General features: G+C 41.6%; 13 protein-coding genes. 10 read left to right on the top strand and 3 right to left on the bottom strand.

All coding sequences use genetic code 11. The features are described 5' to 3' along the window. Both QNK26_RS18440 and QNK26_RS18435 read left to right on the top strand, forming a co-directional pair. Nucleotides 1-612, top strand: a 612-nt coding sequence (locus QNK26_RS18440; RefSeq protein WP_319225572.1) for a glucose PTS transporter subunit EIIB, incomplete at its 5' end; no start/stop codon positions are given. Between the two features lie 180 nt (nucleotides 613-792). Then, nucleotides 793-2676, top strand: coding sequence for a methyl-accepting chemotaxis protein (locus tag QNK26_RS18435; RefSeq protein WP_319225570.1), 1884 nt, complete (start codon nucleotides 793-795; stop codon nucleotides 2674-2676). Nucleotides 2677-2884: 208 nt separating this feature from the next. Here QNK26_RS18435 and dapD read toward each other — a convergent pair whose 3' ends face one another. The 3 genes from dapD to map all read right to left on the bottom strand — a co-directional run bounded on the left by dapD (nucleotide 2885) and on the right by map (nucleotide 7635). Beyond that, the gene (gene dapD / locus QNK26_RS18430) at nucleotides 2885-3916 is read right to left on the bottom strand and encodes a 2,3,4,5-tetrahydropyridine-2,6-dicarboxylate N-succinyltransferase (protein ID WP_319225569.1); all 1032 of its coding nucleotides are present in this window, start codon (nucleotides 3914-3916) and stop codon (nucleotides 2885-2887) included. Nucleotides 3917-4067: 151 nt separating this feature from the next. Next, nucleotides 4068-6683, bottom strand: a complete 2616-nt coding sequence (gene glnD / locus QNK26_RS18425) for a bifunctional uridylyltransferase/uridylyl-removing protein GlnD (protein WP_319225567.1) — start codon at nucleotides 6681-6683, stop codon at nucleotides 4068-4070. Nucleotides 6684-6795: 112 nt separating this feature from the next. Beyond that, nucleotides 6796-7635, bottom strand: coding sequence for a type I methionyl aminopeptidase (gene map, locus QNK26_RS18420; protein ID WP_319225566.1), 840 nt, complete (start codon nucleotides 7633-7635; stop codon nucleotides 6796-6798). Between the two features lie 483 nt (nucleotides 7636-8118). Here map and rpsB point away from each other — a divergent pair, with 483 nt between their 5' ends. From rpsB to rseP, 8 genes are all read left to right on the top strand, one after another. Next, nucleotides 8119-8847 (top strand): 30S ribosomal protein S2, encoded by a 729-nt coding sequence (gene rpsB / locus QNK26_RS18415; protein WP_319225564.1) that lies wholly within the window; start codon nucleotides 8119-8121, stop codon nucleotides 8845-8847. A gap of 116 nt (nucleotides 8848-8963) precedes the next feature. Continuing rightward, entirely contained in the window at nucleotides 8964-9842 is an 879-nt protein-coding gene (tsf, locus tag QNK26_RS18410) for a translation elongation factor Ts (protein WP_319225563.1), read from the top strand. Nucleotides 9843-9919: 77 nt separating this feature from the next. Continuing rightward, entirely contained in the window at nucleotides 9920-10657 is a 738-nt protein-coding gene (pyrH, locus tag QNK26_RS18405) for a UMP kinase (protein WP_319225562.1), read from the top strand. A 153-nt stretch (nucleotides 10658-10810) separates the two neighbouring features. After that, a complete protein-coding gene (frr, locus tag QNK26_RS18400) occupies nucleotides 10811-11368 on the top strand; it encodes a ribosome recycling factor (protein ID WP_319225561.1) in 558 nt (185 codons plus the stop codon). Between the two features lie 68 nt (nucleotides 11369-11436). Then, a complete protein-coding gene (gene uppS, locus QNK26_RS18395; protein WP_319225559.1) occupies nucleotides 11437-12207 on the top strand; it encodes a polyprenyl diphosphate synthase in 771 nt (256 codons plus the stop codon). Nucleotides 12208-12265: 58 nt separating this feature from the next. Further along, entirely contained in the window at nucleotides 12266-13162 is an 897-nt protein-coding gene (locus tag QNK26_RS18390) for a CDP-archaeol synthase (protein ID WP_319225558.1), read from the top strand. Nucleotides 13163-13174: 12 nt separating this feature from the next. Then, nucleotides 13175-14371: a 1-deoxy-D-xylulose-5-phosphate reductoisomerase gene (ispC, locus tag QNK26_RS18385; RefSeq protein ID WP_319225556.1), complete on the top strand. Its 1197-nt coding sequence runs from the start codon at nucleotides 13175-13177 to the stop codon at nucleotides 14369-14371. Then, nucleotides 14368-15723, top strand: coding sequence for a sigma E protease regulator RseP (gene rseP, locus QNK26_RS18380; RefSeq protein WP_319225555.1), 1356 nt, complete (start codon nucleotides 14368-14370; stop codon nucleotides 15721-15723). Before ispC ends, rseP begins: the two co-directional genes overlap by 4 nt. Nucleotides 15724-15734 lie beyond the last annotated feature (11 nt).

Genomic DNA, 15734 nt, shown 5'->3' with positions numbered 1-15734 from the left:
AATCGCGCTAAAGTAATGGGTATCATGGTATCAGCTGCACTGACATCATTCTTAACAGGTATTACTGAACCAATCGAGTTTGCCTTCCTATTTGTTGCTCCGGTTCTTTACGCTATCCATGCACTGCTTGCTGGTCTTGCTTATGTATTGACTAACTCTTTAGGCATTATTCACGGACATACTTTCTCGAATGGTTTCATTGACTTTATTGTTCAATCTCCACACGCAGAAAACATGTTGCTTCTTGTTGGACTAGGTCTTTGTTATGCGATTCTTTACTATGTGGTATTCAGCGCTGTAATTCGCATGCTGGACCTGAAAACGCCGGGTCGTGAAGAAGATGAAGAAACCGCAGCGGTTGCTGTTTCTGAAGACCAGATGGCTGCTGAATTAGTTGCTGCATTCGGTGGTAAAGACAACATCACTAACTTAGATGCATGTATCACACGTCTACGTATCAGCGTTAACTCTATCGATGACGTTGACCAAGATAAACTGAAAGCGTTAGGTGCACGAGCAGTGGTTGTGGTTGGCTCTGGTATCCAAGCTATCTTTGGTACTCAGTCTGATAACCTACGTACTGATATGGAACAATATATCAATACGCTATAACTAAACATTCAGCCTACTCGAGGCTGCTGAGACAAAAATGGCATCAATAATGATGCCATTTTTTTTGCTCAGAGGATCCTATATTCCCTCTATTCTGTATTTTACCATCCTTGAAAAACACAACATAACCGACTCTGAGATAGATCGGGCCATAATACATAATCCATTAAAAGGTGTTTCATGTTAAAAAATATGTCACTCAAAAACAAACTCGCACTATCAGCTAGTCTTGCCATTATATTGGGCGGAATACTGGTTGCTTCAGTATCATTTTGGTCTTCGTTACAGCGCTTAGATGTTGAGCTCGCAGAGCGGCTGCAAGGATCTTCGGCATCGTATAATAAATACGTGGCCGATTGGATTGACTCTAAAGGTGTAATTTTAGGTTCATTATCTAATGATATATCCTCGGAAACACTGGAAAAACATTTACAACAAATGTCAGTATCGGGTGGGTTTGACAATGTATTCGCTGCCTTTTCTGACGGTAGTCAAAAGAATGCTAATGGGGTTATATTACCGGCAGGCAATGATGATCCAAGACAATGGGGCTGGTACATTAATGCTAACGCAGATCCTTCCAAAGTGTTTATGGACAATCCTACCGTTGCCGCGGCTACCGGAGCAAATGTGGTCTCTTTAGGTAATTTACATCAGCTGCAAGGGCAGCCTGTGGTTATTGGTGCTGATGTTGAAATTAATGATATTTTACAGAGCATGGCAGCCGTGATATTACCTGGTGATGGCTATATGTTTATTGGTAACCAGCAAGGTACTATTTTTGCTCATCAGGATATAAATTTATTAAATAAACAGATCTCTTCGTTAGGGCTCGATTTTAACGCTATTAAGTTGCATTTAGCTAATCCGAAAATTGAGAAGGTAATGATAAATGGCATTGAAAATATTGTGTACGCTGAACCTATTACAGGCAGCGAACTCTTTATTGTTATTGTCGTTAATTATGCATCCGCAGTCGCGCCTTTGTATTCGGCCATATGGAACCAGGTTATAGCCACAACCCTTGTTGTTATTGTATGTACATTTTTATTCAATTTGCTGTGTAATATGTTATTTCAACCTTTGTTAAGAGTATCGGATGCGCTGGCGTTAATCGCGCAGGGCGGTGGTGATTTAACCCAACGTATTGAACTTCATGCTAACGATGAAGTCGGCAAATTAGCCGATAGCTTTAATTTATTTGTTAGCAGTCAACAGCAGTTAATTCAGCATATTAGAACACAATCGGAAACCTTGACGAATGAATCCATTGAGGGGGAACGACAGGCTAACCAATCGGTTGGTGATCTTAATCATCAACAACAAGAAATTGAAATGGTCGCTACGGCCGTGACTGAAATGGCTTCTGCGACCCAAGAGATTGCTTCTCATGCTGAACAAACAGCTAGCGCAGCGCAGGATTCGACAGGCAGTACTGAACAAGGACGACAGCTGGTATTGAACTCCAAAAACTCGATCAATAATTTAGCCACTGAAGTAGCTGATGCATCTAAAGTGATTGGTGATTTAAATCGCCATGCGCAAGATATCACCACGATACTTGCAACTATTCAGGGTATTGCTGAGCAAACCAATTTATTGGCGTTGAATGCCGCGATTGAAGCCGCGCGAGCTGGGGAGCAAGGTCGCGGTTTTGCTGTTGTCGCCGATGAAGTTAGGGTGCTATCACAACGCACTCAGTCATCGACAGAGGAAATTAAAGCCACGATTGATACCTTACAGGTGACGACAAAAAAAGCGGTCAACCTCATGGACAGTAGTTCGAAATTGGCGGTTCATTCAGTTGCCGATGCCGATCAAGCGGCGCATGCCTTAGAAGAAATTAATAAGTCGGTGGTATTAATTAGTGATATGGCCACCCAGATTGCCACCGCCGCGGAAGAGCAAACTCAAGTTACAGGGGAAATATCGCAGAATGTTATCGCTATTAAAGATGTGTCGGACACGCTGGTTTTAGGTGCTAGCCAGAACTTACTGCAGTCACAGCAACTTAATCATCAGGCAAGTGAATTAAATGGCAAAGTATCGACATTTATTGTGTAAACAGCGTGGAAAAAAGATGCTGCCGTGACGGGGCAGGGTAAGAAACCGGCACTGAAAATGGTGTGATTAGCTGGCCTATTCGACTCAAGTTATGAGCCTAATAGGCCTTTATTTCACTCATGTTACCCATTGGCTAATTTTCAGCGCTAAAAAAGCCCAGCAATGCTAGGCTAGTTATTTATAACAATGATTCAAAAAACTAATCAAATTAGTTGTTTGAATGTAACTCTGCGTTTAGTTCAACCGCTGATTTATTGGTTAAACACTCAATCGTGCCTGAGATTGAATTACGGCGGAATAACAAGTCATCTTTACCGGCTAAGTCACGCGCTTTAACGACTTCAACAGGTTTGTTGCTTGAATCAAGCATTTGCACTTTAGAACCAGCAGTGATGTATAAGCCTGATTCGATCGTGCAACGGTTACCCAGTGGAATACCTAAACCAGCGTTAGCGCCCAATAAGCAGTTTTCACCCATAGAGATAACTAACTGACCACCACCACTTAATGTCCCCATGATCGATGCACCGCCACCGATGTCAGAGCCGTTACCTATCATGACACCCGCTGAGATACGACCTTCAACCATGCTCACACCTTCTGTGCCAGCATTAAAGTTAACAAAACCTTCGTGCATGATAGTAGTGCCTTGACCAACGTGCGCGCCTAAACGTACACGTGCAGTATGAGCGATACGTACGCCTGTTGGTACTACGTAGTCTGTCATTTTAGGGAATTTATCAACACAGCTTACTGTTAGTACTTCACCAGCAAGACGTGCTGCGATTTGACGCTCAGCAAGTTCAGGTAAGTCGATAGGACCTTGGTTAGTCCATGCGATGTTATGCAGTAGACCAAAGATACCGTCAAGTACAGTGCCGTGCGGCTTAACTTGGCGGTGTGAAATCAGTTGTAGTTTTAAATAACCTTCCGCAACAGATGCTGGTTTCTCGTCAGTCGCAAGTACAACAAGCACTAATGGCTGTTCGCTGTTCGCTGCTGCTGTCGCAAATTTAGCATTAGCTGCATCATCGTTTGCGGCGAATGCGGTTGCAAGTTGCGCTGCTTGTACTGACGTTACTTCAATAACTTCATTTTGACCTTGATAATTAACGATGTCGCTAATATCGGCAACCAGTTTATCACTTGGGTTTAGCAGAGGATTAGGGAAAAAAGCTTCGATAATTTTACCTGCAGTATTTTTAGTAGCACTACCGAAAGCGAGTGAAAAAGTTGCCATAGCTGAGAAATCTCCATTTAGAATAAAGGCGCGATATTATATATCACCCCGGATCTGAGTATTTTTTTATATATTACAATATTACTGTTAGTTCTATCACATTTGTCTTTGTTGTTTCAAAGAAAAGTTGCGATTGTTATCTCAATAGTCGTTAGTTATCGGCCAATTCGGTAATGAGATTATGGCGTAATTCAGTTTGCTGTTCTGGTGATAGCGGCTGATTATTATTACCCGAAATAATGAAAAAATCTTCTGCCCGCTCACCAATCGTGGAGATCTTAGCATTATGTAAAACGATGTTTTCTGAGCTCAAAATGGCACTAATACGCGCCAGTAACCCTGGCGTATCTAAGGTGATAATCTCGACAAAAGTACGCTTTTTCTTGGTGGCTAAAAAAGTCACTTTGGTTTTCACCGAGAACTGTTGGATTTGTCGCGGAATACGCTGCTTTCGTAATACTGGCGCTTTACCCGTTTTTAATACTCGTTCTAATGCGGCTTGTAAGGCATAAACACGATCGGGGGCGAGGGTATCACCCGTTTGATCAAGGATCACGAAGCTATCGAGTACGTAACCATTACGACTTGAGGTGATTTTCGCATCATGAATATTTAAGTTCTTATTACCTAATGTAGATACGGCTGCAGCGAATAAATGTTTATTGTCTTTGGCATAGATAAATACCTCATTACCACCACGGCTACTATTTTGACTGATCAGTACCAGTGGCAGCGTGGGGTCTTCATGATTGAGAATACCTGTGGTATGCCAGCAGATCTGACTCGGATCGTTACGTAAAAAGTACTCGGAACGGAATGTGCTCCACAAGGCTTGGATCTGCGCGAGGCTAAAGCGGCTATTTTCTAACAAGACCAGCGCAGAATCTTTATTATTCTTGATCCTAAATTTGGCATCTAGTGGGTTTTCTAAACCACGACGTAGTGCTTGTTGCGTGAGGAAATACAATTCACGTAGCAGCGACCCTTTCCAATTATTCCATAAACTATCATTGGTGGCGCAAATGTCCGCTACCGTGAGGCAATATAAATAATTCAAATGTTCCTGATCACCAATGGTGCGTGCGAACTCGGTAATGATCTCGGGATCGTGAATATCACGACGTTGTGCGGTCACCGACATGAGTAGATGATATTTTACTAGTCGCGAAACCAGCTTACGATCGGCTATATTAATACCGTGTTTTTTACAAAATGCACGTACATCAATGGCGCCAATTTCGGAGTGATTACCTTTTTGACCTTTACCGATATCATGGAAAATAGCGGCAATGAGTAATAATTCCGGCTTTTCTAAACGCGGGTATATCTCGCAGCACAATGGGTGGGTTTCTTTAGTTTCATCGCGTTTATAAGAGTCGATTATTTTGACTAAACGGTGGGTGTGTTCATCAACCGTATAATTGTGGAATAAATCAAACTGCATCTGGCCAAGAATACGACTCCACTGCGGAATGTAAGCGGCAATGACCCCATGCTTATGCATAAACGTCAGGGCTGAACCACTGGCGTTAGGGTGTTTAAGTAATAGCATCAATTGTTCACGACATTCGGGAATATCTTCTAACCACATGGTTAATTTACGTCTGGCATCGCGTAACTCACGTATCGCGCCAGCATAAATACCGGTGATATGGTCGTTATCTGCGATATGGTAAAACAGCTCAATAATAGCGCTAGGGCGGCGAGTAAATAGGTCAGTGCTGGTGGTATCAATTAAGCTACCGCGAAGCTGAAAGTCTGGGGTTATATTACGTACATCCATTCCCACGTGGCCAAGGATCGCTTGATTAAACAGTTGTAATAGCATTTCGTTTAATTCAGTGACACGGCGAATGGTTTGGTAAAACTGTTTCATCATTTGTTCGACAGCTTGATTTCCGTCACCACTATAACCGAGTGCTTCGGCGACGGTCATTTGTCTATCAAATAATAAGCGGTTATCACAGCGTTTTAAACCAAGATGTAGAGCAAAGCGCACACGCCACAAGAAGTTCTGGCAGTCTTCAAGTTCATGGTATTCACCTTTAGTCAAAAAACCATGATTGGTTAATTCTAAAAAACTGTTAGAGCCAAAGTGACGACGGGTGATCCACAAAATGGTTTGCAAATCGCGTAATCCACCGGGGCTACTTTTTAGATCCGGTTCTAAATTATAAGCAGAACCCTTAAAATGGTGATGACGGGCCAGTTGCTCTTCATGCTTGGCTTGAAAAAAATCTTGGCTTGGCCAAAAATTATCAGGCTCAATAATGTCTTGTAACTGCGCGTAAGTTACTTCAGAACCGGTGATTAGGCGTGACTCGAGTAAATTAGTTGCGATGGTGATATCCGCCAACCCTTGCTCTAAGCATTCATTAATAGTGCGTACACTGTGACCCACATCTAAACGAAGATCCCACAACATGGTGATAAATAAGGATATCGCTTGTTCTTGCTCCGTTGTTAACGGTGATGTGGTGGTGATTAATAAATCAATATCTGATTTAGGATGTAGTTCACCACGACCATAACCACCAACGGCAACGAGCGCTAATTTTGAATGAGAGGCTAATCCAAATTTCTGCCACAGTCGGTTAAGTAACTGATCCATGTATTCTGCGCGACAAGATACTAACGCAATAATATTATCACCATCAAAAAATCGTTGTTCAAGCCAAGCCTGAAAGTCTTGCATGTGTGATTTACAATGGCTAAGAGTTAACTCTTCATCTGCGAGTAATGCGGGAACATATTGAGCTGGATCCATGCGACGCCTTCCTGGAGTTCGATAGAAAAATGGGAGCAGCAGGGCGCTGTTCCCATGTTAACTAATTATAATAATGAGTCTTGATCTACTATTAATTTTTAAGATTCATGAACTAGTTTTTTAAGATTCGTGGGATTGTTTCTTCATCACGTAATGTCAGAATTTCACAGCCATCTTTAGTGACCACAAGCGTATGTTCCCATTGCGCTGAATTCTTATTATCTTTGGTTAATACAGTCCAGTGATCATCGGCAACGTGGTTGTGTTTTTTACCTGCATTGATCATCGGTTCAATAGTGAAGCACATGCCTTCTTTAAGCACTAGATTCTGGTTGCTTTCATTGAAGCGTGATTTGTAATGTAATACTTGTGGTTCTTCATGGAATTTTTGACCAATACCGTGACCACAGTATTCCTCTACGATAGAGTATTTACGGGTTGGATTGGCTTTGTTGTGAGACTTGATTTTCTTCTCGATGATCTCGCCAATACGGCTTAATTTTGTGCCTGGTTTTACTTGGCGTAAGCCTTCATATAGCGCTTCTTGTGCGATGCGGCATAATTGTTTATCACGTGGTGAAACTTCACCGATGAAAAACATCTTTGATGTATCGCCGTGGAAGCCATCTTTAATCACTGTGATATCCATATTAAGGATGTCACCATCTTCTAATGCACGTTCATCAGGCACACCGTGACAAACAACACTGTTGATTGATGTACAAATTGATTTTTTAAATGCGGTTTCATCGTTTTCATCGTAGCTTGGGTAGAACAAGGGTGCAGATAACGCACCATTTGCTAAAGTGAATTCATGGCAACGATCATTTAACTCCTGAGTGGTCACCCCGGCAACAACAAACGGTTCTATCATTTCTAGTACTTGTGCTGCTAGACGACCAGCAACGCGCATTTTTTCGATTTGCTCTTCAGTTTTAATGATTACGCTCATTTTTCACTCTTCAATATGTAGGTGTTTTGTTTTATGACTTTTATTGTAACGCTAATGCGAGTGAGAAGCATAAATTTTTTTTGTGGATCAAGGCTTCTCTGGTATAAGTCACTCTTTATAGGTATTGGTAGCTGGGTTAATAATTAATTTAATGGCAAGATATATCCTGATAACCCGCTAGAATTAAGGGGGCGCACAGCGTTATTTGACTGCCCTAATAGCAAAAAAATACGTCGCAAAATTTGTGCTATTTATCTGTATATGGTATAAAGCGCGCAATGAATTAACAAATTCCAGTTACTGGTTATTTGTTAAACTTCATACACACATATTTTATATAAATCACACACACATCGTCACATTTGTCGGGGTGCTTTTACTCTGTTTGATAATCGCTTGATTTATCTTGCTTTTATTTAGGGGTAACGGTCGAAAAAATGGGATGTGTGGAGGCCTAACCCCATACAAACTTAAGGAATTAAAATGTCTACAGTATCAATGCGCGATATGCTACAAGCAGGTGTTCACTTCGGTCACCAAACTCGTTACTGGAACCCAAAGATGAAGCAATACATCTTTGGCGCTCGTAGTAAAGTACATATCATCAACCTAGAACAAACTGTACCTATGTTCAACGAAGCTCTTGGTTTTATCAAGAACGTTGCAGACAAAAAAGGTAAAGTTCTTTTTGTTGGTACTAAAAAAGCTGCTGGCGAAACAATTAAAGAAGCTGCACTTTCATGTGACCAGTTCTATGTTGATCATCGCTGGTTAGGCGGTATGTTGACTAACTGGAAAACAGTTCGTCAATCAATCAAACGTCTAACTACTCTAGAAGCACAAGCACAAGACGGTACATTCGAGCAACTTACTAAGAAAGAAGCTCTAATGAACACTCGTGAAATGGAAAAACTAGAGAAAAGCCTTGGTGGTATCAAAACTATGGGCGGTTTACCTGACGTTATCTTCATCATCGATGCTGACCATGAGCACATCGCTATTAAAGAAGCTAACAACCTAGGTATCCCAGTAGTAGCTATTGTTGATACTAACTCAAACCCAGACAACATTGATTTCGTTGTTCCTGGTAACGATGATGCGATCCGTGCTATCAAACTTTACGCCGGTGCTGTTGCAGCAAGCGTAAACGAAGGCCGTAATCAAGACATCGCAGCACAAGCTGAAAGCGACTTCATCGAAGAAGCTAAGTAATAGGCTAATCGATTAAATCGATGCTCTTATTAGCTAAGTGCACTATTTAGTTAAACAGGAGCCATATGGCTCCTGTTTTTTTGTATATAAAGAAATTAAAATTAAGGAAATTACCCATGGTAATCACTGCTGCAATGGTTAAAGAACTGCGCGAACGTACAGCTGCAGGCATGATGGATTGTAAAAAAGCGCTTGTTGCTTCTGAAGGCGACATGGAACTTGCAATTGAAAACATGCGTAAATCAGGCGCGATTAAAGCGGCTAAAAAAGCTGGCCGTATCGCTGCTGAAGGTGTTATCAAAACTAAAATTGGCAACGGTGTTGCTATCCTAGTTGAAGTTAACTCTGAAACAGATTTCGTTGCTAAAGATGCAAGCTTCCTAGCATTTGCTGACCAAGTTGCAAACGTTGCACTTGCTGGCGAATTCACTACTGCTGAAGAACTTCTAGCTGCGGAATTCGAAGCTGGTTTAACTGTTGAAAATGCACGTGCTAACCTGATTGCTAAAATCGGCGAAAACATCAATGTACGTCGTGTTCTAGTAGTTAAAGGTGACAACCTAGCTGAATATGTACACAGCGGTACTATCGGTGTTGTTACATCTCTTAAAGGCGGCGACGCTGAATTAGCTAAGAAAATTGCTATGCACGTAGCAGCAGCTAAACCAGAATTCGTTAAACCTGAAAACGTTCCAGCTGAAGTTGTTGAAAAAGAACGTGAAATTCAAATCGATATCGCAGTTAAAAGTGGCAAGCCACAAGAAATCGCTGAGAAAATGGTTGTTGGCCGTATGAAGAAATTCACTGGTGAAGTTAGCCTTACAGGTCAAGCTTTCATCATGGACCCTTCAAAAACTGTTGGTCAACTTCTTAAAGAAGAAGGCGCTGACGTTGAAACGTTCATCCGTATCGAAGTGGGTGAAGGTATCGAGAAAGCTGAAGATGATTTCGCAGCTGAAGTTGCAGCTACAGTAGCAGCAGCACAAAAAGCATAATTTAATTATTGCTTAAGATTTAATATAGACCGCGGCTTAGGCTGCGGTTTTTCCACAATTAGGATAGAGAGATCATTATGACTACCAACCCGAAACCTGCATATCGTCGTATTTTATTAAAGCTTAGCGGTGAAGCTCTGATGGGCGACGAGAATTTTGGTATTGACCCTAAAGTTCTGGACCGCATGGCACAAGAAATCAAAGAAATTGTTGAGCTGGGTGTTCAAGTTGGTTTAGTTATTGGTGGCGGTAACTTATTCCGTGGTGCAGGTCTTGCTGAAGCGGGAATGAACCGTGTAGTGGGCGATCACATGGGCATGTTAGCAACTGTGATGAATGGCTTAGCAATGCGTGATGCACTCCACCGTGCTTATGTGAATGCTCGTTTAATGTCTGCAATTGAATTACGTGGCGTATGTGACAGCTACAACTGGGCTGAAGCAATTAGCTTATTAAAAACTGGCCGAGTAGTAATTTTCTCTGCTGGTACAGGTAACCCATTCTGCACAACTGACTCTGCTGCATGTTTACGTGGTATTGAGATTGAAGCTGATATCGTATTAAAAGCGACAAAAGTTGATGGTGTATACTCTGAAGATCCAGTTAAAAATCCAAATGCTGAATTTTACGATAACCTTGAATATCGTGAAGTTGTAGAAAAAGAACTTAAAATTATGGACCTATCTGCATTTACACTTGCACGTGACCATAATTTACCGATGCGTGTATTTAACATGAATAAGCCAGGTGCTTTACGCCGTGTTATTATGGGTGAAGCTGAAGGCACATTGATTTCAAATGCAGCAAAGAAATAAAACTGAGTCTCAAATTCAGTAAATAAATACAATAGTTTAAAGTTTAGAGGCATTATAACAAGACCTCTAAATTGAATTGATTTACACTAAGTAAGTAAATTCTCTTCGATAAAGCAATGGTGACCATTGCTCGACAAATTTAAGGAAGACGTTGTGATCAACGAAATTAAAGATGACGCTCAGACCCGTATGGGCAAAACTATCGACGCATTAAAAGGTCAACTATCTAAAGTTAGAACTGGTCGTGCACACCCAAGTATCCTAAACGGCATTACAGTTTCTTACTATGGTGCTAATACGCCACTTAACCAAATTGGTAATGTTGGTACTGAAGATTCACGTACATTAAGCATTACTGTATTTGATGCAACTATGGTGAAAGCGGTAGAAAAAGCAATCATGACGTCTGATTTGGGTCTTAACCCACAGTCTGCTGGTACGAATATCCGTATTCCATTACCTGCGCTAACTGAAGAACGTCGTAAGAGCTTAATCAAAGTTGTACGTGCTGATGCTGAACAAGGCCGTGTTGCTATTCGTAACATCCGTCGTGATGCAAATGGTGATATTAAAGCGCTATTAAAAGAAAAAGAAATCGGTGAAGATGATGATCGTCGTGCACAAGACGAGATTCAAAAAATGACGGATGTCTTTATCAAGCAAGTTGATACTGTATTAGCAGACAAAGAAAAAGACTTAATGGAAGTGTAATCTTTTTTACACTTTTAAGACGCCGTGTTTTGACGCGGCGTTTTAATTTTTAATGGATAAAGATAGTAATGGTAAACTCAACTGAACTCGAAGCGTTAGTAAATGACTCAAAACCGAAGCACGTTGCAATCATAATGGATGGTAATGGGCGTTGGGCACAGCAGCGTGGCAAAATACGCATTAAAGGCCACCATGAAGGTGTTAAGTCTGTTCGTCAAGTTGTGAGTAGTGCATTAACTATCGGGGTTGAATCATTAACGCTATTTGCTTTTAGCAGCGAAAACTGGCGTCGACCTGAAGCTGAAGTAAGCATGTTGATGAAATTATTCATGAGAGCACTAACTCGTGAAGTTAAAAAACTGCATGAAAATCAAATTCGCCTAAAAGTCATTGGTGATGTATCCAAATTTAGTCCTGCCATTCAAGCTAAGATCGCTGAAGCTGAAGCGCTAACATGTAATAACACCAAATTCACGCTCAATATCGCGGCCAACTATGGTGGTCAATCTGATATTACCAATGCGGCTAAGCAGATTGCCATTGCGGTTAAAACTGGTGCAATTAGCTTAGAGCAAATTGATGATAAAATGCTTGGGCAACATATTGCAATGGCCGACCAGCCTGCTGTTGATTTGATGATACGAACAGGTGGCGACCACCGAATTAGTAACTTTTTGTTGTGGCAATTAGCTTATGCGGAGTTATATTTTACTGATATTTTATGGCCTGACTTTGACCAAACTGCATTTGAAGATGCCATTTTTAGCTTTGTAAATAGAGAACGTCGTTTTGGTGGTACTGGTGAACAGATCCGAGCTATTTTAACCAAGCCGAGATAAATACATATAAGTAAGCGTTTAGATAACTTTCTGCATGCTTTTTAATAGGAGTACAACTTTGCTTAAGCAACGAATTACGACCGCGTTAATTTTAGCGCCATTAGCGCTTGCCGCTATCTTTTTGCTACCTCTGCAATGGTATGCACTTGCAATCGCAGGTGTTTTTATCTTAGCAACCAAAGAGTGGGCGGTATTGGTCGATAAGAATAATAATAAATTACCGAATGCCCTCATCGTTGGCTACTCGCTTATTCTTGGCGCGTCATTATTAGTTATCCCACCCGATGTGCGTAATATTTGGCATGTAAGTAATGGTGAAATTGTATTAGTGCCATTAGTCAGTGGTATTTTAACTGTCGGCGCTATTTGGTGGCTAATCTGCGCTGCATTAGTATTAACGTATCCAAACAGTGCCAAAGCATGGACTAAGAATACCTTGGTGAAAGTTATCTTTGGTATTGTTACATTGGTGCCATTTTTTTGGGCGATGTTAGCATTACGTTCTTTTGATTATGCCCATGACCAACAGTCTGGCGCATGGTTAGTAATGCTAGTTATGTTTTTAGTATGGGGTGCCGATTCAGGTGCTTACTTTACCGGCAAAAAATTTGGTAAAAATAAATTAGCACCAAAAGTGAGCCCAGGTAAAACACGAGAAGGCTTTCTTGGTGGTGTTGCAGTCTCAATGATTATTGCGTTAATTGCCGCAGTTGTGATGGCTGTTTCACCTTCAGGGGAACTTGATAGTAGTAAGCTTGTCATAATCCTGTTCACTTGCTTTGTTACGTCAATTTCATCGACATTAGGTGATCTTAACGAGAGTATGTTTAAACGTGAAGCCGGTGTAAAAGACAGTGGAACGCTATTACCTGGTCACGGTGGCATTTTAGATCGTATTGATAGCTTAACGGCTGCATTACCGGTATTTGCTGTTATTTATTTAGTTTGTTTTTAAGGGAGCTTTATTGTGATTGGATTAACGATACTGGGTGCCACTGGCTCAATTGGTAAAAGTACCCTTGCAGTTGTTCGTCAAAATCCTGAGCGCTTTCGGATACAGGCTTTAACCGCGAATAGTAATGTCACTGAGATGCTGGCGCAATGTTTAGAATTTAAACCTTGTTATGCAGTAATGCTTAATGATGTTGCCGCAAGCCAGTTAGCGCGACAACTAAAATCACTTAATTGTTCTACTGAAGTATTGTCAGGGATGGACGCTTTATGCCAGGTTGCTGCGCTCGATGAGAGTGATATGGTGATGGCTGCGATTGTTGGTGCAGCAGGGCTTATGCCAACCTTAGCGGCTGTGCGTGCAGGTAAGCGTATTCTGTTAGCAAATAAAGAAGCGCTAGTGATGTCTGGCGCTTTATTTATGCAAGAAGTGAAAGCCAGTGGTGCGGAATTATTGCCCATTGATAGTGAACACAATGCCATATTCCAAGCCATGCCTATGGCTGTGCAAACCAACCTTGGTTTTTGTGACCTTGTTGCAGAGGGGATCAGTAAGATTTTGTTAACTGGCTCTGGTGGTCCATTTCGTTATAGCGAGATTGCAGATTTAGCTGCTGTCACACCTGCACAGGCCTGCGCGCATCCTAACTGGTCAATGGGCCAGAAGATCTCGGTTGATTCAGCGACTATGATGAACAAAGGCTTAGAGTATATTGAAGCTAAGTGGTTATTTAATGCTGACGAAGCGCAGATCCAAGTTGTTATCCATCCCCAGTCTGTGATCCACTCGATGGTGCAATATACTGATGGTTCAGTATTAGCACAAATGGGGGAACCTGATATGTGCACGCCAATTGCCCATGCAATGGCGTATCCCCAGCGTATCCCTTCAGGTGTTAAACCACTCGACTTTTTCGAAATGGGTGAATTGACCTTCTTGAAACCGGATTATACACGTTACCCTTGTTTGAAATTAGCCATTGATGCTTGTTATCAAGGTCAAGCGGCAACCACCACGCTAAACGCCGCGAATGAAATTGCAGTAGATGCTTTCTTAACGAGGAAAATTGGTTTCACCGATATTGCCCGGGTGAATGCCAGTGTGTTGGACAGTTTAACTATTTCAGAAGCGAATAGTATTGATGCCTTGATTGATATTGATGCAATGGCGCGAATCGACGCCCAACAAACAATAAACAGAGTAGCAAAATGATATCGTCTTTATGGAATCTAGGTGCATTTATTATTGCCCTAGGTATTTTAGTTGCTATACATGAATTTGGTCACTTTTGGGTCGCGCGTCGATGTGGCGTGAAAGTATTACGTTTCTCGATCGGCTTTGGTAAAACCTTGTGGATGCGCACGGGTAAAGATGGCACCGAATATGTCGTAGCCATGATCCCATTGGGCGGTTTCGTTAAGATGCTTGATGAGCGGGTTGATGACGTACCGGAAGAATTAAAATCGCAATCTTTTAACTGTAAACCGGTATTAGCAAGAATTGCTATTGTTGCTGCAGGCCCTTTGGCTAACTTTGCGTTAGCGATTGTGGCATTTTGGTTTATGTTCATGATCGGTGTACCGAGTGTCAAACCGGTTATTGGAGAGGTTGCGCCGCATTCGGTTATGGCGCAGGCTGGTGTGACGAATAAAGCTATTATTACCGCGATAGATGGTCAAGACGTTCAAGATTGGAATGATGTTAGCCTTAAATTAATTGAACACATGGGCGAGCCGACAATGGCTGTGCAGTTATATCTTGAAGACACTAATTACACGGTATCTCGTCAAGTTGATTTACGTAAATGGAAATTTGACCCAGAGCGTGAATCACCGATAACAAGTGTTGGTTTAACGCCCTACCGCCCAGCCGTTAGCCAAGAGCTAGCTGAAGTCATGAAAGGTAGTGCTGGCGAGCATGCTGGTTTACTTGCGGGCGATAAAATTATTGCTGTGGCACAGCAGCCTATCGAAAGTTGGTCTGCATTAGTTGCAAAGATCCAGAACAGTCCTGACCAAATGCTAGTGGTAACAATTCTGCGTAATGGTCAACAGCTAGACTTAAATGTTACGCCAAAAGGTAAAACTGGTGGGGATGGGGTATTAACCGGTTATTTAGGTGTTGCACCTGTAGTTGCCAGTTATCCTGAAGATTATCTTGTTGATATTCAATATGGTATTCTAGATTCAGTACAACAGTCTGTAGAGCGCACTTGGCAGCTCACCACGTTAACATTTAAGATGATTGGCCGTTTAGTGACTGGCGATATTTCGCTGAATAACTTAAGTGGGCCAATTTCTATTGCCAAAAGTGCGGGTGCCAGTGCCGATTACGGTTTGGTGTATTTTTTAGGTTTTCTTGCCTTAATTAGTGTTAATTTGGGCTTAATGAATTTAATGCCACTGCCAGTATTGGACGGTGGTCATCTGGTGTATTACACATTTGAACTTATCACGGGTCGACCTGTATCTGAAAAGATCCAAGAAGTCGGTTTTAGGATTGGTTCAGTCATTATTATGCTATTAACAGGACTTGCCTTATTTAATGACTTTGCTCGTTTATAAGTTATTGAATT

Origin of the sequence: Moritella sp. (genome assembly GCF_033791185.1) — a bacterium.
Lineage (GTDB): Bacteria > Pseudomonadota > Gammaproteobacteria > Enterobacterales > Moritellaceae > Moritella.
This window is presented reverse-complemented; position numbering and strand designations above follow the sequence as displayed.